16 protein-coding genes are annotated in these 18,774 nt (G+C 62.2%); 5 read left to right on the top strand and 11 right to left on the bottom strand.

The genetic code is table 11. The features are described 5' to 3' along the window. Positions 1-201 precede the first annotated feature (201 nt). Positions 202-1,956: a hypothetical protein gene (locus IPM54_19295; GenBank protein MBK9261936.1), complete on the bottom strand. Its 1,755-nt coding sequence runs from the start codon at positions 1,954-1,956 to the stop codon at positions 202-204. A 122-nt stretch (positions 1,957-2,078) separates the two neighbouring features. On the opposite strand from IPM54_19295, the gene IPM54_19290 reads away from it, so the two are divergent. Continuing rightward, the gene (locus IPM54_19290) at positions 2,079-3,626 is read left to right on the top strand and encodes a hypothetical protein (GenBank protein ID MBK9261935.1); all 1,548 of its coding nucleotides are present in this window, start codon (positions 2,079-2,081) and stop codon (positions 3,624-3,626) included. Here IPM54_19290 and IPM54_19285 read toward each other — a convergent pair. Further along, the gene (locus tag IPM54_19285) at positions 3,546-4,967 is read right to left on the bottom strand and encodes a YkgJ family cysteine cluster protein (GenBank protein MBK9261934.1); all 1,422 of its coding nucleotides are present in this window, start codon (positions 4,965-4,967) and stop codon (positions 3,546-3,548) included. The genes IPM54_19290 and IPM54_19285 overlap by 81 nt on opposite strands. Before the next feature lie 206 nt (positions 4,968-5,173). On the opposite strand from IPM54_19285, the gene IPM54_19280 reads away from it, so the two are divergent. Both IPM54_19280 and IPM54_19275 read left to right on the top strand, forming a co-directional pair. After that, complete coding sequence (locus tag IPM54_19280) at positions 5,174-8,719, top strand: protein kinase (protein ID MBK9261933.1); 3,546 nt, start codon at positions 5,174-5,176, stop codon at positions 8,717-8,719. A gap of 3 nt (positions 8,720-8,722) precedes the next feature. Beyond that, positions 8,723-9,712 (top strand): tetratricopeptide repeat protein, encoded by a 990-nt coding sequence (locus IPM54_19275; protein MBK9261932.1) that lies wholly within the window; start codon positions 8,723-8,725, stop codon positions 9,710-9,712. 198 nt (positions 9,713-9,910) lie between these two features. Here the strand turns inward: IPM54_19275 and rpsS are convergent, their stop codons facing one another. From rpsS to IPM54_19230, 9 genes are all read right to left on the bottom strand, one after another. Then, positions 9,911-10,207 carry a 30S ribosomal protein S19 gene (gene rpsS, locus IPM54_19270; protein ID MBK9261931.1) on the bottom strand — a complete coding sequence of 99 codons (297 nt, stop codon included), beginning with the start codon at positions 10,205-10,207 and terminating at the stop codon, positions 9,911-9,913. 3 nt (positions 10,208-10,210) lie between these two features. After that, on the bottom strand, positions 10,211-11,041 hold the full coding sequence (gene rplB, locus IPM54_19265) for a 50S ribosomal protein L2 (protein MBK9261930.1): 831 nt from the start codon (positions 11,039-11,041) through the stop codon (positions 10,211-10,213). A gap of 3 nt (positions 11,042-11,044) precedes the next feature. Beyond that, complete coding sequence (gene rplW, locus IPM54_19260; protein ID MBK9261929.1) at positions 11,045-11,344, bottom strand: 50S ribosomal protein L23; 300 nt, start codon at positions 11,342-11,344, stop codon at positions 11,045-11,047. Between the two features lie 12 nt (positions 11,345-11,356). After that, positions 11,357-11,980 carry a 50S ribosomal protein L4 gene (gene rplD / locus IPM54_19255; protein MBK9261928.1) on the bottom strand — a complete coding sequence of 208 codons (624 nt, stop codon included), beginning with the start codon at positions 11,978-11,980 and terminating at the stop codon, positions 11,357-11,359. 9 nt (positions 11,981-11,989) lie between these two features. Next, positions 11,990-12,301, bottom strand: a complete 312-nt coding sequence (rpsJ, locus tag IPM54_19250; GenBank protein MBK9261927.1) for a 30S ribosomal protein S10 — start codon at positions 12,299-12,301, stop codon at positions 11,990-11,992. A gap of 15 nt (positions 12,302-12,316) precedes the next feature. Continuing rightward, positions 12,317-13,507, bottom strand: a complete 1,191-nt coding sequence (gene tuf / locus IPM54_19245) for an elongation factor Tu (protein MBK9261926.1) — start codon at positions 13,505-13,507, stop codon at positions 12,317-12,319. A 6-nt stretch (positions 13,508-13,513) separates the two neighbouring features. Next, the gene (gene fusA / locus IPM54_19240) at positions 13,514-15,628 is read right to left on the bottom strand and encodes an elongation factor G (GenBank protein MBK9261925.1); all 2,115 of its coding nucleotides are present in this window, start codon (positions 15,626-15,628) and stop codon (positions 13,514-13,516) included. A 369-nt stretch (positions 15,629-15,997) separates the two neighbouring features. Beyond that, positions 15,998-16,468, bottom strand: a complete 471-nt coding sequence (gene rpsG / locus IPM54_19235) for a 30S ribosomal protein S7 (protein ID MBK9261924.1) — start codon at positions 16,466-16,468, stop codon at positions 15,998-16,000. Between the two features lie 50 nt (positions 16,469-16,518). Further along, a complete protein-coding gene (locus IPM54_19230) occupies positions 16,519-16,917 on the bottom strand; it encodes a 30S ribosomal protein S12 (GenBank protein ID MBK9261923.1) in 399 nt (132 codons plus the stop codon). Positions 16,918-17,071: 154 nt separating this feature from the next. On the opposite strand from IPM54_19230, the gene IPM54_19225 reads away from it, so the two are divergent. Together IPM54_19225 and IPM54_19220 are read left to right on the top strand one after the other, a co-directional pair. Then, complete coding sequence (locus IPM54_19225) at positions 17,072-17,794, top strand: hypothetical protein (protein MBK9261922.1); 723 nt, start codon at positions 17,072-17,074, stop codon at positions 17,792-17,794. A gap of 194 nt (positions 17,795-17,988) precedes the next feature. Beyond that, on the top strand, positions 17,989-18,771 hold the full coding sequence (locus IPM54_19220) for a hypothetical protein (protein MBK9261921.1): 783 nt from the start codon (positions 17,989-17,991) through the stop codon (positions 18,769-18,771). Positions 18,772-18,774 lie beyond the last annotated feature (3 nt).

The following is an 18,774-nucleotide window of genomic DNA, read 5'->3' as shown; positions in this document are numbered from 1 at the left end:
TGTCCCGGTGCTTTCGCCTCTCTTCTGGACGTGGCGGAGCTGGCCCCCGTAGGACTCTGGCCACACGATGCCAGACCAAAAACGAGCGCGAAAAGCGGTAAAACGGTGCGCTTGCGAAGCATGTGACGAGAACCCTCCGGCGGAGACCACACAACACAATCCCCACGCATGTCAACTTTCAGGTCGAATCGCAACGTCAGGTCACAAAGCCCCGCGCCGCTTGACGAGTTCTTGGATCACGATGTTGGCAATGTCGAGCCGCATCCACGGATCGTCCTGGCCAAACCCCTCGCCGCCCTTGCCCAGCGCAAATACGAGCGGCGCACCGGTGGCCGGAAGCGCGCTGCCCGCTTGCCGCGCAAGCACGCGAATCGGATCGGCATACACGACAAACGCCGCTTTGCCCCCGAGCGCCGCAATGGCCTTCGCCACTTCGCCCCTCGTGGACAAATTGTCCTTCGGTGACGCGTCGAGCACCATGCGAAACGCGGCCTTCGCATCGTATCCCGCACCAAAAACGAGGTCGTTCGCTCCAAAATGATAGAGCACGTCAATGGACGAAGGCGTTTCCAGTTTGGCCGACGATACATCGGGCTTCTTGGGCGTCTCGGGCTGTTTTCCAGCCGGTTTTTTCGCAGGTTTGTCCGCCTTCGCCTCGAGCCGCTCAATGCGAATGCGACGAACGTCACCTTTCACGTCCTCGACGACCGTTTTGCTCGTCGATACGCCAAGCTCGAGGTCACCCAGCCAGCGCGCAACCGGTTTGCGATCGACCAGCCCAAAAAGATCATCAATTGCCTTGCCAAACCCATCACGATCCGTGACGGAGCTTTTCACGAATGCCGCCGGTCCCGTAGGCAATATCGAAAATCCCGCGGCAAACGTATCTCCGCGTGATTTTGCAAGCGAAAGCAGTGCTTTCTCCATCGCCGCGCGATCGTCGTCGGAAACGTCCTTGCCAATGGCCGTCGCGAGCGCCGTGGCATACCCCTTTGCATCGATTTCCCGAACTTCCGCCGCATCGTGAATGTAGAGGGCCACGTCCGTCGCCGCTGGCAATTCGAGCAATTTGCTCGGATCCCCAACGGTCATCGTCGCCACGCGCGATCCCGCAGCGACGGGACTTCGCGGCGTTCCCAAAAAGCGCACGTGCGCAGCTTGCTCGTCGAAGTCGACCGTCACCTTGGCGCGATCGATTTCCCCGAGCACGCCGAGCACGCCGTCCACGAAACTTTGAAGAGGGCTCGGAAGCGAAGCCGACGCACCGGCAGCAGCCGTCGAATTCGTCCGCGGGCGCGGCTTGATGCCGTCCCACTTCGACCGCACGGTTTTCGCCACGGGGCCCTCGAGCGCTGCACGCGGAAGCTCGAACGTCATGTCGTTCTTGGGCATCTTCGTCGTCGTGAGATTTCGAACGACGTACGGGCCCACGTCGACGAGCTCCGCAACCGTTGGTGCAGCAATCAAGTAGTTGCCAAGCACGCCGAGCGCGGCCGATCCAGTTCCCCCGCCCTTCGGCTCGATCAGCGTGATCTTGGTTTGCTCATCGACGCGAGACACGTGCCGAGCATTTTCGCCCGTGGTCACTTGATGAATGAACTTGTCCGCAGCGCGAAGGTGAAGCGCAATCGCCGCTCGTAGCTTGCCTCCATCACGTCCATCGAGAACCGCTCCGACCACGGGCACGTTGCCATCGATCTCGCTTGCCACGATGAGCGGGAGGCCGAGGAGCGTTGCCGCCAAAGCGCCCGTCGTTGCGGGCAGAAACATCGCTGGACCTCCAACGGCTACGCGAGCCTTGGCCCAGGCAGCATCGGGGTTCGGCACGAACACATCGGCGACGAGGTCCGCGGGAATGGGAAGCGGATCGAGCACCACGGGTTTCTCGGGCAGCGGTGCCGCTTGCTCTTGCTTGCATCCATGGGCCGTCGCGACGAGCAGGGCGAGCGAGATCATGGTGCCAAGGCGCCGAGTCGAGCGAGCGAAACGCAGAACACGCGAGGTCATCACGCAAGGAAGCTAATACGAAAACGGTGCTGGTTTCATCCGCTTCCGCGACGATGGAGTAAGCTGCCGGCATGCACTGCCCCGGACCGGCCGAGGTCCATCGGTTCAACCGTCACGAAAGTCGTGCCCTCGACCAGCCAAGTGCAAGTTCATCGCGCGGGTCGGCTTTGACGTCGGCGAGAGCGCCAGAGCGTCAGCCGATTCGGTGGCGAGCGACTCACTCGGTCGAGGTTTGTCCAGTACACGCTCTCTTGCCGATTGTCCTGGCACTCGGGTTTGTCGCGTGTAGCCCCGGTCCCGAGCGTCTTGCGGTGGTCGATGCCGCACCGAGCGTGCCGCCGAGCGCGATGCCCGTGCCCACTGCAGCACCGGCGCCATCGGCAAGCGTGGCGCCGCCCGTGGATGCGACGGCAAAGACCGAAGACGTGGCGCCTCCGCCGCCTGCACCTCCGGCAGGTCCTCCCGAGCTTGCGCGGTTTCACGCGGCGCTTCGGGAGCTCGAACGCGGAACGCGAAAAACGCACGTGCGCGTCGCGTGGTACGGCGATTCGCACGGCCAAGCGGATTTCTGGTCTGGAGCCCTGCGCGACGCGCTTCAGAAGCGCTTTGGCAAGGTCGGCCCCGGGTTTGTCCACATCGGCTGGAAGCAATATCGACACGACGGCATCAAGATCTCGGTCGAAGAAAAGTGGCGGGTACGACCCAAGGCTCCGTCGGCACCTTCGAAGTCGGAAGATGGCGTGTTCGGGCTCGGCGGAATCATCACGTCAGGGTTTGCGGGGCTCAGCCGCGCCTATGTGCAGGTGAGCGACGAACAGCTCGAGGGCAAACTCACGTGGGATCTCTGCTACCGACTGCATTCGGCGGACGAACAATTCCACGTCTCGCTCGGATCGGCGTCACCGATGGTCGTGAAAGCGACCGCTGCTGATCCACCTGGCAAACTCAATCACTTGATACTGACGACCACGGGCCGAGACACGATCACGGTGTCGCCCACGCGAGGTACTCCGGACTTTTGCGGGGTCGTGATCGAGCGAGATCACGTGGAAAAACCCGGCGTCGTGCTCGATACGCTCGGCATCAACGGAGCGCGGTTGAGCACGCCGCTTGCGTGGGATGAAGCGAGTTTTGGAGCAGAGTTTCTGCGGCGAAAACCGTCGCTCGTGATTTTGGAGTACGGGACGAACGAGTCCGGGGATCTGCAAATCGATCCATCGAAGTACACGAAGCGCGTCGTTCAGCTCATGGAGCGGATGCGCAAGTTCGTCCCGGAAACGGATTGTTTGGTACTCGCACCGACGGATCGATCGGACACGCGCGAACGCACGCCGCTCGTACGTGACGCGATCCGCGAGGGTGCACGCGAAGCTCGGTGCAGCTTCTGGGATACGTACGCTTTCATGGGCGGCGCGGGATCCATCCGGGCTTGGGCGAACGAGGATCGACCGCGGGCCGCGAAAGATGGTGTGCACTTGACTCAACGCGGCTACCGGGAGCTCGGCGAAGCGCTTGCGGCGCACGTGCTCACGGGTTTGTCAAAGCAGGCCGCCCCGGGACAAGAGACCGTGGGCGCGAAGCGTGGCCTCGACGAGCGCGAGGGGATACCGGAGCGTTGATTCGGCGGCTTGTTCGTCGGGACGAACGACCAGCGGCAAGGCTCGGGCAAGCACGAGACGCACGGCGCGATCGCGAAGCGCGTGTGTCAATGGGGCGTCGCACAAGACAAACTGATGACCGTGGGCGCCTGCACGCAGGTAGAACGCCTCGGAGGCCCCATCGATCGCGGACGGGGGAGCCGCGAGGATCGCCCGGAGAGCCGCGGAGTCATTGGCAAGAAGCGTCGCTGCATCGAAGAGCCAACGCACGGCGCGGCGCGCGAGGTCACTTTCGGATCGCCACGTCGCATCGATGTTCATGCGGCGTCCTGCGCGTTCGATCAGGGCAAACAGCGACGGGCGTAAAGCGTCCGGATCGGGCGATCGAGGTGACGAGAAGGCACGCGCAGCAGCTTCCGTATCGAGGCCCCATGCTTCGATTTCGGCTGCGAGCGCGGTAAAAACAGAAACGGCATCGACGGGGGGTGGGGCGCTCGCAACGACGCGTGACCAAGCGACGAGGTCACTTCGGGGTCCATACCGTTTGGCCGTGATCAAAATCATGTCGGGCAGGCGCTCGACGTGAATGCCCTCGTCGAGATCGCCCGTGGTCATCACGCCTGGCGCAACGAGCGGCTCGCCTTCGTGCGGCTTTCGTAGGCTCGCGAGCACACACGCGCATTCGACGGCGGGGGTCACTCGGACGGCAACGCCGTCATCGACGAACAGCGCGGGAAAGGTCCGACATCCAAGCGGTTTGCCTCGGGATCCGCCGGCCGCATGCAAACCACATTGCCCTGCGGCTTCGAGATAGGCGCATCGGCCTTCGACGAACGCCGCGGTAGCGCCGCCACATGGTGACGACCCCGAGAGGGGTGCGAAGGCTTGTTCGGGGTGATTTCCGGCATCGAGGACGCTCGGCAGGAGCGATCGCGCAACCGCTTGTTCGAGTGGTCGAAACATGATCGTGCCGTACAGGCGGCAGCAGCCGCCGGTTCCATCGCAAGCGAGACGGAAGTCGGGCAGCGGATCGAGCGGCAAGGGCCGAAGCGGTTCGGGACGGGGTGGGTCGGAAGCGACTCCGTCGCTCAGGAGGTTGGCTTCGTGCAGCGTTTCGAGAAAAGCCTGGAGCGCCGAGACGCGTGCATGGGTTCCATCACGTGCAGCGGCCGCGATGATTCCATCGAGATCACGCGTGCCATCGGCGTGGGCGATGAGGTTCCATTCTCGGGTGCCAAGCCGATACGCCATGCCCGAGAGTTCGTCGTGAAGAACCCAAAAGTCTTCGTCTTGCACGCGATGTCGCCTCGGCGAGACGTGATCAGCGATACGGGGTCGTGCAGGCAGTGGAGAGCGGGGCATGGACCGAAACGCGGCGTGACCATCTTGGCCGTCGTCACGTTGGAAATTTACATATCATACGTGCGTTCGAGGACGTCGAGCGCACCACGTGGCGATCGTTACACGGGAAACGGATTGGGCGCTGCTGTCGGGGAATTCTGAAATGGGGTTCGTTCAATGCAGCTTCCTGGATCCGTTTTTTGCAAACCTGGTAGCATGCTGCGGCCATGTCCCTCGACCAGAAGCCCACGATTGGATCGGTCTTCAAGCTCGGCAAGTACGAGCTATCGCGCGAGCTAGCCAGCAGCGGTATCGCGACGACGTGGGCTGCCAAGACCCCCGACGACGAGCGGAGCTACATCGTTCTGCGCCTCAACCGCAACGTGACGAAAAAGCCCGAAGCGGCCGAAGCATTTTTACGTGACGCGGAGAGTGGAAAGCTTGCGCCGCACGCGAATCTGATACCCGTCGTTCAATGCGGTTCGGCCGATGGCGAAGTGTTTGTCGTTTATGAACATTTTGCTGGCGAGGCGCTTTCGTCGCTCATCACGCAAGCGAAGACCGAAGGCATCCCAGCGCCGATTGCGCTGCGGATCGGCCGCGACATGCTCGAAGGTTTGGCGGCGGCTCATGGGGCGACCCCCGCTTTGGCGCATGGTGAGTTGAATCCTTTTCATCTCATTGTCGGCAAGGATGCGGTGACGCGGATTGCCGGCTTCGGGTGGGCGCATGCGCTATCGAAGTTCGGTCCGCATGGGCTGATGAAGCCGGATCGGCTTGCGTATGCGGCTCCGGAGCGGGTGAAGACATTGAGCGCTGCGACGGCAAACACGCCGACGCAGCCCGGCGACGTGAAGGGGGACGTTTTTGCCGCGGGCGTCATCCTGTGGGAGCTCTTGGCAAAACAGCGGCTTTTTGCGTCGAAAATGGAGGCAGCGGTCGTTCAAAGGGTAACGTCGGGCCCGATTGCTGCGCTTGCGAATCAGCCTGGCGTAAAGGTTCCCGCCGCTGTCACGGATGCGATTCACAAAGCGCTCGAGCGGGATCCGGCGAAGCGATCGAGCGGCATCGACGAGATGCTGCAAGCGATCCGGGCGATCCCCGAGGAAGAGTTTGCCAAACCGGAAGACGTGACGGCGCTCGTGGAAAAACTGGCCGCCAAAGCAGCCGCCGCGCCGTCGCCGCCCACCGCAGCAGTGGCCCCCGCAGCGCAGAAAGCGCCTATTGCGGCACGGCCCGCACCCACACCTGCCATCGCGGCAAAACCCGCCGCTGCAGGCGACAAGGAAGGTGCGCCGAAACCTGCTGGCCTGGCTCCCAAGGCGGTTCCCGCACGCAAAGCAACGCTGGTCGGGGGTATCGATGCAACGAAGCTCGATTTGCCGAAGCCGCCTGCTCGCCCCGAGTCTCCGGATAAGCCGGCGGTCGCGAAGGCAACCAGCAAACCTGCAGAGACCTCCGCCGAAAAGGCCGACAAGGTAGCCGACAAACCGCCGCTTCCTCGAATCGGAGAATCGAAGCGGCCTGGACCTCCGGCCCCGCCGCCGCCTCCGCCTCCGCGCGCTTCGGCGCCGCCACCTGCGCGCGCTTCAGCACCACCGCCACCTCCGCCGCCAAAGATGGGCATGCCCAAGCCGCCCACGTTCGCGGCAAAACCCGAAGCTCCCAAGCCTCCCGCTGCGCGACCGCCGGCAGAGTCACTCGGTGCAGACGACATCGACGTGGCTCCCGATTCGTCTCCGGCGGCCGCGAAGGAGGCTGCCCCCATCCCGACCGTCAACTCGGCGATGGAAAAAGCGACCATCCCGGTGCCGGCGATGCTCGCGATCAAGGAAGAAGCGACGGCAAGAAAGACGACGGAACCAGCGAAAGCGCCAGACAAGGAAGCAAGCGCAGAGCTGGATGTGCCGATCGACATGGACGATGCGGCCCCGGCCAATGCAAAACCGGCCGAGGTAAAACCGGCGCTCGCAGAACCGATCGCTGCAAAGACGGAAGTGACGATCACGGCGCACACGCCGACCAGTCATCCTTCGGCGTCGCCTCGAGACAACGAAGACGGGCCTCCATCGCGATCGACGACCAAGTCGAGCGCTTTGGACAAACTCAAGCCACGCAGCACGCTTGGTCGTTACGAGATCCTCATGCGCGTCGCGCAAGGGGGCATGGCGTCCGTCTGGGCTGCGCGATTGCAAGGCACGCGTGGCTTCCAGAAGATCGTCGCGCTGAAGACGATGCTGCCGGATGTTTCCGACGATCCGGATTTCGAAACGATGTTCCTCGACGAAGCCCGCGTGGCTGCACGCATTCGTCATCCAAACGTCGTCGAAATCTTCGATCTCGGCGAACAAGACGACGTCTTGTATCTCGTCATGGAGTGGGTCGAAGGCGACACATTGAGCGGCATTCAGAAGGCCGCCAAGCGCCATGGTGGCATCCCGCAGAACCTCATCATGCGTATTGCGTCCCAGGTCTGCGCAGGCCTGCATGCAGCCCACGAGCTGCGCGATGACAACGGCACGCTCGTGGACTTGGTTCACCGCGACATTTCACCTGGCAACATCCTGATTTCCACGAGCGGTTTCGCCAAGGTCACCGACTTCGGGGTCGCCAAGAGCGCCGGGCGATTGCACGTCACGCGCGCCGATGGAGTGGTCAAAGGGAAAACCCCGTACTTGTCACCCGAACAGCTCGGCACCCTGCCCCTCGATCGGCGCAGCGACCTGTTTTCCCTCGGCGTGCTGCTTTACGTACTGGTGACGGGCCTGCATCCCTTCCGCGGCGACTCGGAGTTCAAGACCGTCGAAAACATCGCGCTGAAGGATCCCATCCCGCCGATCCAGTTGGTCCCGAGCGTCCACCCGGACCTCGACAAACTCATCCTCAAAGCGCTCGAAAAGGACCGAACGAAGCGGTTTTCGACGGCCGCAGAAATGCAGCGCGCGATCGACCACGTCGCCGCGCAATTGGGCGATCCGGTCACCGACGACGACGTGGCGAGCTTCGTGCGTAAGTGCTTGGGCGAAACCCTTGCGAAAAACTCCGCAGATTTGCGCGCGGCCATCGCCGCTGCAGACGCAACGGCTGCCGATCGCGTCTCCATGACGGGTGACGGGCAACTTCGTTCAGCAACGGAGAGCAAGCCGGACATCGCTCCGGCTGCCATCAGCGCAGGACACGATGCTCCCATTAACGTTGCGAGTGACGGAGCAGCAGCCGTTGCAGCCGTCGCCGCCGTGGTTGCTCCTGCAGGAGCCGCAAACGACGGTGCAGCCACCGCTTCACCACAAGCGAACACCGACGACGCCACGCCGCCGAAGAAAAACAAGAAAGGCGCGCTCATCGGCATCGTGGCCGCAACCGCAGTCGCTGCCGGCGTGATTGGCGTGTTCATGGCCACCGGCAGCGGGGACAAACCAGCGTCCAACACCGCTCCGACGACGACCGAGCAGGCCCCTGCCGCTCAAACGACAACGCCGCCGCCGGAAACGGCACCGACGCAAGCTCCCGAGCCGCCCAAGGCCGAAGAACCGAAAGCCGAAGAGCCCAAAGCGGAGGAGCCCAAGGCCGAAGAGCCGAAGGCCGAGGAACCCAAGGCGGAAGCGCCGGTCGCCACGGCGGCTGCGACGACCACGCAGGCGCCAGTTGCCAACAAGACACCAACGTCGACAAAGCAGACGTTTACAAATCCGGCGAATACGAGCAAGACAAACACCAAAACGCCAATCAAAACGGTCAAAACGAAGAAACCATACGACCCCGGTGGGATCTGATCCGTGCGTACCAGAACAACTGCACTCACCGCAATCATCGCCGTTTCATCTGCACTCGCAATGGGTGCCCCAGATGTTGCTCGAGCTCAGCCAAAGCCTCCGCCGCCGGCCGCGGCATCGGGTGACATGGCGCAGGCGAAAGCGCGATTCGACAAGGGTAAAACCCTGTACAACGCCAAGAATTTCGCCGATGCACTCGTCGAATTCCGAGCGTCCTACTCGCTCTACAAGAGCCCAAACTCCCACTTCTTCGTCGCGAACTGCCTGCGAGACCTGGGCCGACTGGCCGAAGCTCACGTCGAGTACGACCGCGTTGCTGCGGAAGCCAGAACCGCGGGGGAGCAATACGCGGGCGCCGTCGATGCCGCCATCGCCGAACGCGATGCGCTCACGCCCAAGCTCGTGATGGTCAACGTCACGACACCAGGCAGCCAGACCGATTCAACGCTGAACGTCGGTGGCATTGACGTCACGTCGGACCTGTGGGGCAAGCCGATTCCTGCAATGCCGGGCAGCGTCGAAGTCAAGTTGTCTGCGCCAGGAAAAACCCCGGTGACGCAAACCGTTACCGGCGCCGCAGGCGAGACGAAAATGGTGACCATCGACTTTGCCTCGGAAACGCCGGGCGATGGAGATGCGCCATCTGGCGGAGGCAAGATGTTCACGCCGCTGCGCATCGGAGCGATCGCTGCGGCAGGCGTCGGCGTGGCCGGCATGATTCTGTTTGCAGTCGAGGGCTCGGCTTCGCAGGCAACGTACGACCGGCTGGTGGAGCGATGCGGCAGCGGCCCCTGTCCACAGGCGTACGCAGCAGATGTCGACAAGGGCCAAACGCAACAGATCGTTGCCAATGTGGGCCTCGTATTGGGTGTCGCCGGTCTCGCTGCCGGAGCAACGCTGTTCGTCCTCGACCTGAAGAAAAGGAAGTCCGACGCAGCCCAGACGACCTTGCTCCTCGGCCCCGGATCGTTCGGCGTACGCGGCACGTTTTGACACCATCCCCGAGTCCCCTCTTCAACGTGGCGTTGGAGAGGGGAAAACCGCTCCTCGAGATAGGTACGCGCAAATCGGAGCCATGACTGCCGCGAACGGCAGAAACAGATCCGAGTGTTGCTTGGGAGTTTGTCGTGGTACAGCTCCCCCTCCCCGCCGCGCCGTAAGCACGTGGGGAGAGGGGGTGGGGGTGAGGCTTTAGCGGCCCCCGGGCTTGCCGACTTTGGATTTTTTGTCGCCCGAATGCCCGTGGAACGTGCGGGTAGGAGCGAACTCGCCAAGCTTGTGGCCGACCATGTTTTCCGTGACGAACACGGGGACGAACTTGCGGCCGTTGTGCACGGCGAAGGTCAAACCCACGGCATCCGGGATGATGGTGGACCGACGGGACCACGTCTTGATGACCTTTTTCGGGCCGCCTGAAGCCTGAGAGGCCTGGATTTTCTCCATCAGGTGACCATCGACGAAGGGTCCTTTCTTAATGCTACGCGGCATGGCTCAGCCCTTGGTTCCACGACGACGGATGATCATTCCGTCCGTTCGTTTGTTGTTGCGAGTCTTGAGGCCCTTGGCGAGTTGTCCCCACGGCGAGCAGGGATGGCGACCACCGGACGAACGACCCTCGCCACCGCCCATCGGGTGGTCGACGGGGTTCATGGTGACGCCGCGATTATGCGGACGGCGACCGAGCCATCGCGAGCGACCTGCTTTGCCGAGCGAGATGCTTGCGTGCTCGATATTCGACACCTGACCGACGGTCGCCCGACAATCGAGGTGAATCTTGCGAATCTCGCCGCTCGGCAGACGAACCTGGGCATACGACCCGTCCTTGGCCATGAGCTGCGCAGCAACGCCCGCGGAGCGAACGAGCTGGCCGCCCTTGCCCTTGCGGATCTCGATGTTGTGAATCGAGGTTCCCGGCGGGATGTGCCGCAGCGTGAGGCTGTTGCCGGGCTTGATGTCGGCATTGCGGCTCGCGAGGAGCGTGACGCCGACCTTCAACCCATCGGGCGCGAGGATGTAGCGCTTTTCGCCGTCTGCGTAATGCAACAAGGCAATGCGCGCCGTGCGATTGGGATCGTATTCGATGGCCGCAACGTTCGCCGGAATGCCGATCTTGTCGCGCTTGAAGTCGACGAGACGATACCGCTGCTTGTGACCACCGCCGCGGAACCGCGAGGTGATCCGGCCGTTGTTGTTGCGGCCGCCGGTCGAGTTTTGCTTCTCGATGAGCGAACGCTCCGGCTCGGACTTGGTGATTTCTTTGAAATCACTGACCGAATAAAAGCGTCGCGCCGGGGACGTCGGTTTGAAGCTCTTGATACCCATGGCTTACTCCGACTTCTCCTCGTCGAAAAACTGGATTTGGTCGCCCGGCGCGAGGGTCACGACGGCCTTTTTCCAGTTGTGGAGTTTGGCGTAACCACGCCCCATGCGACGGTCCTTACCGCGCATGACGAGCGTGTTCACATCGACCACGCCAACCTTGAAGAGCGTCTGGATCGCGTTCTTGATCTGAATCTTGTTCGCTTCCGGATGAACTTCGAAGATGACCTTGTTGCCTTGTTCTCGAAGCCGGCTCGACTTTTCCGTCAAAACGATCGGCCGACGAATGATGTGCTCGGGCTGCATGGCGTGTTCCCTCTAGCGAAGGCAGCGCGCTTCGAGCGCTTTGGCCGCCTCTTTCGAGACGACGAGGTGGTCGTGGCGGAGGAGGTCATACACATTGACCCCTTCCGGCGGCAAGAACTGGTGATGCTCGAGGTTGCGAATCGACTTCACCAATTTTTCATTGCCGGCATTATCGACGACGAGCGCCTTCTTGTCGGCTTTGAGAGCACCAAGCGCATCGACGATCGCCTTGGTCTTGAACTCGGGCAATTCGAGGCTGTCCAACACGATCAGGCGGTCCTGCTTCGCAAACAGCGACAAGGCGCTCTTCAACGCGCCAATACGCACCTTGCGAGGCGGACGGTACGACCAGTCCTGCGGCTCGAGCGCATGCGCCGCACCACCACCGGGATGATGCGGTGCACGGAGCGAACCCTGACGCGCTCGGCCCGTGCCCTTTTGACGATAAAGCTTCTTGGACGAACCACTTACGGCACTGCGCTCTTTCGTCGCCTTCGTGCCCGCTCGGCGTGAAGCAAGCTGAGCCTTCACCACCTCGTAAAAGAGATGCTCTTTCACTTCGGTACCGAAGACTTCGTCAGAAAGCTCGATCTCGCCAACCTGCTCGCGCTTTAGGTTGTAGACGTTGACTTTCATGCGCGGCTCCTAGCTCTTGATCTCGACGTCGACACCAGCCGACAAATCGAGCTTCATCAGGGCGTCGAGGGTCTGTTGCGTGGGCTCGATGATGTCCAATAGCCGCTTGTGCGTGCGAATCTCGAACTGCTCGCGCGACTTCTTGTCCACGTGCGGGCCGCGAAGGACCGTGTACCGACGGATCTCCGTCGGCAGAGGAATGGGACCCGCAACATGTGCGCCCGTTCGCTTGGCTGTCTCGACAATGTCACTCGTGGACTTGTCCAGAAGCTGATGATCGAACGCCTTCAGGCGGATCCGGATTTTCGTCGTGTCGGCCATGACGCTGGTTTTTCCTTACTCGAGAATCTTCGTAACGACCCCAGCGCCAACGGTCTTCCCACCCTCGCGGATGGCAAACCGCATCTGCTCCTCGAGAGCCACGGGGGCGATGAGCTCGATGTTCATCGTGATGTTGTCGCCCGGCATGACCATCTTCACGCCTTCGGGCAGCATCACCGTACCCGTCACGTCCGTCGTGCGGATGTAGAACTGGGGACGATAATTCGTGAAGAACGGCGTGTGACGACCGCCCTCTTCCTTCTTCAAGACGTACACCTCGCCGAGGAACTTCGTGTGCGGCTTGATCGAACCGGGCTTGGCGAGCACCTGACCGCGCTCGATCTCGTCCTTCTCGACACCACGCAAGAGGCACCCGACGTTGTCGCCAGCTTGGCCTTGATCGAGCAGCTTGCGGAACATCTCGACGCCCGTGACGACGGACTTCCTCGTGTCCTTGAAGCCGAGAATCTCGATCTCTTCGCCAACCTTGATCACGCCGCGCTCGATACGACCCGTCGCGACCGTACCACGGCCCTTGATCGAAAAGACGTCTTCGACCGCCATGAGGAAGGGTTTGTCCACGGCACGCTCGGGCTCGGGAATGTAGCTGTCGAGCGCATTGAGCAGCTCCTTGATCGATAGCTTCCACTTCGCATCGCCCTGAAGCGCCGGAAGCGACGCACCACGAACGACGGGCGCGTTGTCGCCATCGAACTTGTACTTGTTGAGGAGCTCGCGGACTTCCATCTCGACGAGGTCGAGCATCTCGGGGTCGTCGACCGCATCGCACTTGTTGAGGAACACGACGAGGTGGTTCAGACCGACCTGACGCGCGAGGAGCACGTGTTCGCGGGTCTGCGGCATGACGCTGTCGAGCGCGCTGACGACGAGAATCGCGCCGTCCATCTGCGCCGCACCCGTGATCATGTTCTTGATGTAGTCGGCGTGTCCGGGGCAGTCGACGTGCGCGTAGTGGCGCTTCGGCGACTCGTACTCGACGTGCGCCGCTGCAATCGTCACCGTCTTGGTCTCGTCGCGAACCGTACCGCCCTTGGCGATGTCGGCGTACGAGATCACCTTGGCGAGCTTGTCCTCGGACTGGACCTTGACGATGGCTGCAGTGAGCGTGGTCTTGCCATGATCGATGTGACCGATCGTGCCGACGTTCACGTGGGGCTTGGTTCGATTGAATTTCTCTTTGGCCATGGCCTTCTATCCTCGCTGCTTGGCAACGATCTCATCCTGGATCGCGGCAGGAACAGGTGCGTAATGAGAGAACTGCATCGTGTGCGTCGCGCGACCCTGCGTTTTCGAGCGAACGTCGGTCGCGTAACCGAACATGGTTGCCAGCGGGACCTCGGCACGCACCACGCGTGCGTTGCCCCGTTGACCCATATCCACAATTTTTCCGCGGCGTGAATTCAGGTCGCCAATGACGTCACCAAGGTATTGCTCAGGGCAAACGACCTCGACCGACATCACTGGCTCCAGGAGCACGAGCCCCGCGAGTTTGGCTCCGTCCTGGAAAGCCATCGAGCCGGCCACCTCGAAGGCGGGGCCCGATGAATCGACCTCGTGGTAGCTCCCGAAGTGCAAACGCACTTCGACATCCACCACCTGATACCCGGCGAGCACTCCGCGCCCGAGCGCATCCCGAATTCCCTTCTCAATCGAAGAAATGAATTCCTTGGGGATGATGCCGCCGGTGATGTCGTTCACGAAGACAAACCCCGTGCCTCGAGGCGCAGGGCCGACGTCGATCACGACGTGACCATATTGACCATGTCCGCCCGTTTGCCTTACGAAACGGCCCTCGACGTTCGTTGCTTTGCGCAGCACCGTTTCGCGATAGGCCACTTGAGGCTTGCCAACGTTGGCGTCCACTTTGAACTCACGCTTCAACCGGTCGACGATGATCTCGAGGTGTAACTCACCCATCCCCGAAATGATCGTTTGCCCAGTCTCATCGTTTGTGTACGTACGAAACGAAGGATCCTCGAACATCAGCTTCTGAAGCGTCACCCCCAGTTTGTCGAGGTCAGCCTTCGTCTTTGGCTCGATCGCGATCGAAATGACCGGATCGGGAAACTCCATCCGCTCGAGAACCACGGGATGTTTGTCCTCACAGAGCGTGTCGCCCGTGCGCGTATCCCGTAGCCCCACGGCTGCGTAAATATTGCCTGCGTAGCAGGTCTTGATCTCTTCACGCTTGTTCGCGTGCATGCGCAAAATGCGCCCGAATCGCTCGCGTTTGCCTCGCGTCGAATTGAGCACGCTCGCGCCGCTTTCCACCGTGCCCGAATACACGCGGAAATACGTGAGGTGCCCGAAGGGATCGTTCATCACCTTGAACGCAAGCGCCGCAAACGGCTCCGAGTCGCTCGCTTTGCGCGTCACGACCTTGTCCTTCTTGTCCGGATCCGTCCCTTGCACCGGAGGAATATCGACCGGCGACGGCAAGTACTGAAGGATCGCATCGAGCAAGAGCTGAATGCCCTTGTTCTTGAATGCCGAACCGCAAAGCACCGGGACAAACTTGAACCCCAACGTGCCCGCGCGAATCGCTGCGTAAAGCTCGTCCGCCGTAACGGAACCGGTGTCGCCTGCGACAAACTTTTCCATCACCGCGTCACTGGCATCCGCACAAGCCTCGACGAGCACTTCACGGAGCTGCTTGCAGCGCGGCAAAAGATCTTCGGGGATGTCAGTCCACGCGAACTTCTGCCCCTTGGTCTCGTCGTCGAACACCGCCGCCTGCATGCGCACGAGCTCGATGACGCCGCGAAACTGATCCTCGGCTCCAAGCGGGAAATGCACCGCGACGGCATTGGCTCCGAGACGGTCTTTCATCGAATCGACACACATCTCGAAGTCCGCACCGACCTTGTCCATCTTGTTGATGAACGCGATGCGCGGGACCTTGTACTTGTCCGCTTGACGCCAAACCGTCTCGCTCTGCGGCTCGACGCCATTGCCCCCATCGAACACCGCAACGGCCCCATCGAGCACGCGCAGGCTTCGCTCGACCTCGATGGTGAAGTCGACGTGACCCGGCGTGTCGATGATGTTCACGCGATGCCGGATCCCCTTGTAGGGACCTTCTTCCGGCTCCCAGAAACAGTTCGTCGCGGCCGCCGTGATGGTGATGCCGCGCTCCTGCTCCTGGACCATCCAGTCCATCGTCGCAGCGCCTTCGTGCACTTCGCCGAGCTTGTAGTTGACGCCGGTGTAATAGAGGATCCGCTCGGTCACCGTGGTCTTGCCCGCGTCGATGTGGGCCATGATCCCGATGTTTCTCGTGCGTTCCAAGCTGTAGTCGCGCGCCATTTGGTTCCTCCGTCCGGTCGGCCTTTCGCTCGATGCGGCCTTCAGCGTCTTTCGGTCCAGTTTGTCGTATCGAACTCCAAACGCACGACACCCTCTCCAGCCCTGCTCACCTCCATTCGGTGAGCTTCGAGAAACCTGGAGAGGGTGTCGGGGTACGTTCGCCGGCGGCGCTGTTCAACACGAGCGCTGCCTATTGTTCGAGCTACGTAACCCGATCCTTATGTCGCCTGTGCCATCTCGGTCGATGTGTCTCCCTGCTTCGTTGGTCCCAGAGGCAAAGTCGCGCTCGGCTTCACCTAGCTCGAACGTTTGGGGCTTGGGATCGCCTTCTGCGTCCTTCGCCCCAAACCTCAGCTTGCGACGCGAAGGTCACCAGCGGTAGTGCGCGAAAGCCTTGTTGGCTTCCGCCATCTTGTGCGTGTCGTCCTTCTTCTTCACCGCGTTGCCGCGATTCTGAGCGGCATCGATGAACTCCGCCGCAAGGCGCTCACGCATCGTCTTTTCGCCACGCGAGCGCGAGTACGTCACGAGCCAACGCATGGCCAGCGCCACGCGTCGTTCCGGACGAACCTCGACGGGCACCTGATACGTCGCACCGCCGACGCGTCGGCTCTTGACCTCGAGCTTCGGCTTGACGTTGTCGAGAGCTTTGCGGAAGACCTCGATGGGCTCCTCCTTGAAACGGTCGCGAATGACATCGAACGCGCCGTACAAGATGCTCTCCGCCGTCGCTTTCTTCCCGCTCAGCATGAGCGAGTTGGTGAACTTGGCGACGAGCTTGTCCTTGAACTTCGGGTCCGGAATGATTCTGCGCTTCGGAACTTCACGTCGACGAGGCATGGGTGCTTCCTCAGATCACGAATTGAAAATCGATGACGCTCGCGACGCGATCAGCGCTTCGGGCGCTTGACGCCGTACTTCGAACGCTTGCGGTTGCGGGTCGCCTTGTTGGTGGAGCTCGGCCCTGCCGCACCAGACGCGTCCAAGGTACCGCGCACGACGTGATAACGCACGCCCGGCAGGTCCTTCACGCGGCCGCCGCGGATGAGCACGACGGAGTGCTCTTGCAGGTTGTGCCCCTCGCCCGGGATGTAGCTCGTGACCTCCATCTGGTTCGTGAGGCGCACGCGACAAACTTTGCGCAAGGCCGAGTTCGGCTTCTTGGGCGTCGTCGTGTACACACGAACGCAGACACCACGGCGTTGGGGGCAAGACTTGAGCGCCGGAGAGGCCGTCTTGTAACGAGCGGCTTCACGGCCGTATCGAATGAGCTGGCTAATGGTCGGCATGGTGGATCGTTCTAACCCGGAAAGGGGACGCGGAAGATACTCGGGGAAGGTGCCGTGTCAAGCTGGTGGGCGCGACTTTTGCCACAGCCCTCGTTTCCCACCCCAAAGCGCAGGGGTTTTGCCAGATCGAACGCGCTTCGAGTACCGTCGGATCGTGAGTAAAAAGCCGACCCGTGCCCAGCGCAAGGAAATGCGTGCCCGCAGTGCTCGCAATCGCACTCCGTCCGTTCCGCAAAACCCTACGCCTGCCGAGAAAAACCCGGCACCGAGCAGTCCGCCCGCAGCCGCCGCGGCACCGAGCGCTCCGAAAAAAACCGCGCCCCAGCGTCCCAAACGCACCGCTGCAAAATCCGCCGTCAAAGCATCCGAACCCACGACGACGGAAAAGCCGCGCGAATCATCACCGACTCCCGCACCAGCTCGTGCCAAGAAAAAGCCAAGCCGCGAACTCGCTATCTTCGCCTTCGGCGCACTCCTCGCCGTTGCCGCCCTGATCGCATATTTCGCAACGCGCAAGCCTTCTCCCGCGCTGGTTTCGGAAGACAAACCCCAGACGACAGCGACGGAACAACGCTCGGAACCGGCACGCACGGAAGCGCCGAAACCCGCCGCAGCACCACCTCTTCCGCCACCGGTCGTCGCCGAGCCGCAAGCGCCTGCATCCGCGATCGCGCCCGAACCAATCGCTTCGGCGATTCCCGCGGACAAACCCGAGCCGAAGGAAGAACCTCCGGCGAAGGAAGAGCCTCCGGCGAAAAAGACAAGCGACAAACCCACCACGACCGCTCCCGCAACGAAGCCCATCGCGACGGTCAAACAACCAAGCAAACCTGCACCGCCAAAGCCCGCGCCTTCTCCGAGCGACGACTACGAATGAATCACTGCTCCAACGCGTCGAGCACTCGCTGTAGCCCGCTCGCCACTCTTTCCGCTATCCTGCAGCGTGCGCACGAGCGAGCACATCCGTCGCGCAACGTTCGATCGAAAGGACACACGTCGATGCTCACGCCAGCCCCAAACGCGCCGCCCCGCTCGGCACATCTCTCCCGCACACGCGCCGCCCTTGCGTGCGTGAGCTTGTCGTCAGTGCTGCTCGTGAACACGATCGGGTTTGCCCAAGCGCAACCCCCACCGCCTCCACCGCCCGGAGCTGCGCCGGATGCGGCGGCGCCCACGACTGCGCTGCCACCACCGCCACAACCACCGCCAACGGCGCAACCACCCGCGGGAACGCCAACGCCTCCACCTGGATACGCGCCGCAACCTGGATATGGGCCTCCGCCTGGATACGCGCCGCCTCCAGGTTATGCGCCTCAACCAGGGTACGGACCTCCGCCTGGATACGCGCCTCCGCCTGGATACGCGCCTCCGAGTGAGTACGGACAAACCCCTCCGGGCTATGCTCCCTATCCACCAGGTTACCCGCCGTATTACGGCCCGTATTACGGGCCTCCCGCAGGTCCTCCGCCGCCGAAGTTCGAACGTCACAACGCTGGCATGATGGTGGGCGGCGTGCTTCTGACGACCGGCGGCATCCTCGGCGTGCTCATCGGATCCGCAGTCGCAACGACGGCATCCGACCAGATCCCGATCTACTGCAACCGAGGGTTTGGCCCAGAAGTCTGCGAAACGCGCGCGGACGAAACGCAACTCGGCGTCGGCATCGGGGTGCTCGTCGCAGGCCTCGCGGCAATCGGCGTCGGAATTCCGCTGTGGGTCATCGGGGGCAAACGCGTGCCCGTCAAAGACACGCCCGCGGATCAACCCCCGTCCACACCTGCACCAGATGCACCAAAGACGAGCCTCGAGCTTGTCGTAGGCCCGTCCTCAGCCGCTCTGCGCGCAACGTTCTGAGCG

Source organism: Polyangiaceae bacterium (assembly GCA_016715885.1).
Lineage (GTDB): Bacteria > Myxococcota_A > Polyangia > Polyangiales > Polyangiaceae > Polyangium.
The sequence above is the reverse complement of the archived record's forward strand: the minus strand, read 5'-3'. Positions and strand labels throughout refer to the sequence as shown.

Coding starts and splice junctions, on each gene's coding strand:
- IPM54_19280 (MBK9261933.1), top strand. CDS start 5,174: ATGTCCCTCGACCAGAAGCCCACGATTGGATCGGTCTTCAAGCTCGGC.
- rplB (MBK9261930.1), bottom strand. CDS start 11,041: ATGGGTATCAAGAGCTTCAAACCGACGTCCCCGGCGCGACGCTTTTAT.
- IPM54_19230 (MBK9261923.1), bottom strand. CDS start 16,917: ATGCCGACCATTAGCCAGCTCATTCGATACGGCCGTGAAGCCGCTCGT.
- rplD (MBK9261928.1), bottom strand. CDS start 11,980: ATGAAAGTCAACGTCTACAACCTAAAGCGCGAGCAGGTTGGCGAGATC.
- IPM54_19290 (MBK9261935.1), top strand. CDS start 2,079: ATGCACTGCCCCGGACCGGCCGAGGTCCATCGGTTCAACCGTCACGAA.
- rplW (MBK9261929.1), bottom strand. CDS start 11,344: ATGCAGCCCGAGCACATCATTCGTCGGCCGATCGTTTTGACGGAAAAG.
- rpsG (MBK9261924.1), bottom strand. CDS start 16,468: ATGCCTCGTCGACGTGAAGTTCCGAAGCGCAGAATCATTCCGGACCCG.
- IPM54_19285 (MBK9261934.1), bottom strand. CDS start 4,967: ATGCCCCGCTCTCCACTGCCTGCACGACCCCGTATCGCTGATCACGTC.
- rpsS (MBK9261931.1), bottom strand. CDS start 10,207: ATGCCGCGTAGCATTAAGAAAGGACCCTTCGTCGATGGTCACCTGATG.
- tuf (MBK9261926.1), bottom strand. CDS start 13,507: ATGGCCAAAGAGAAATTCAATCGAACCAAGCCCCACGTGAACGTCGGC.
- fusA (MBK9261925.1), bottom strand. CDS start 15,628: ATGGCGCGCGACTACAGCTTGGAACGCACGAGAAACATCGGGATCATG.
- rpsJ (MBK9261927.1), bottom strand. CDS start 12,301: ATGGCCGACACGACGAAAATCCGGATCCGCCTGAAGGCGTTCGATCAT.
- IPM54_19295 (MBK9261936.1), bottom strand. CDS start 1,956: ATGATCTCGCTCGCCCTGCTCGTCGCGACGGCCCATGGATGCAAGCAA.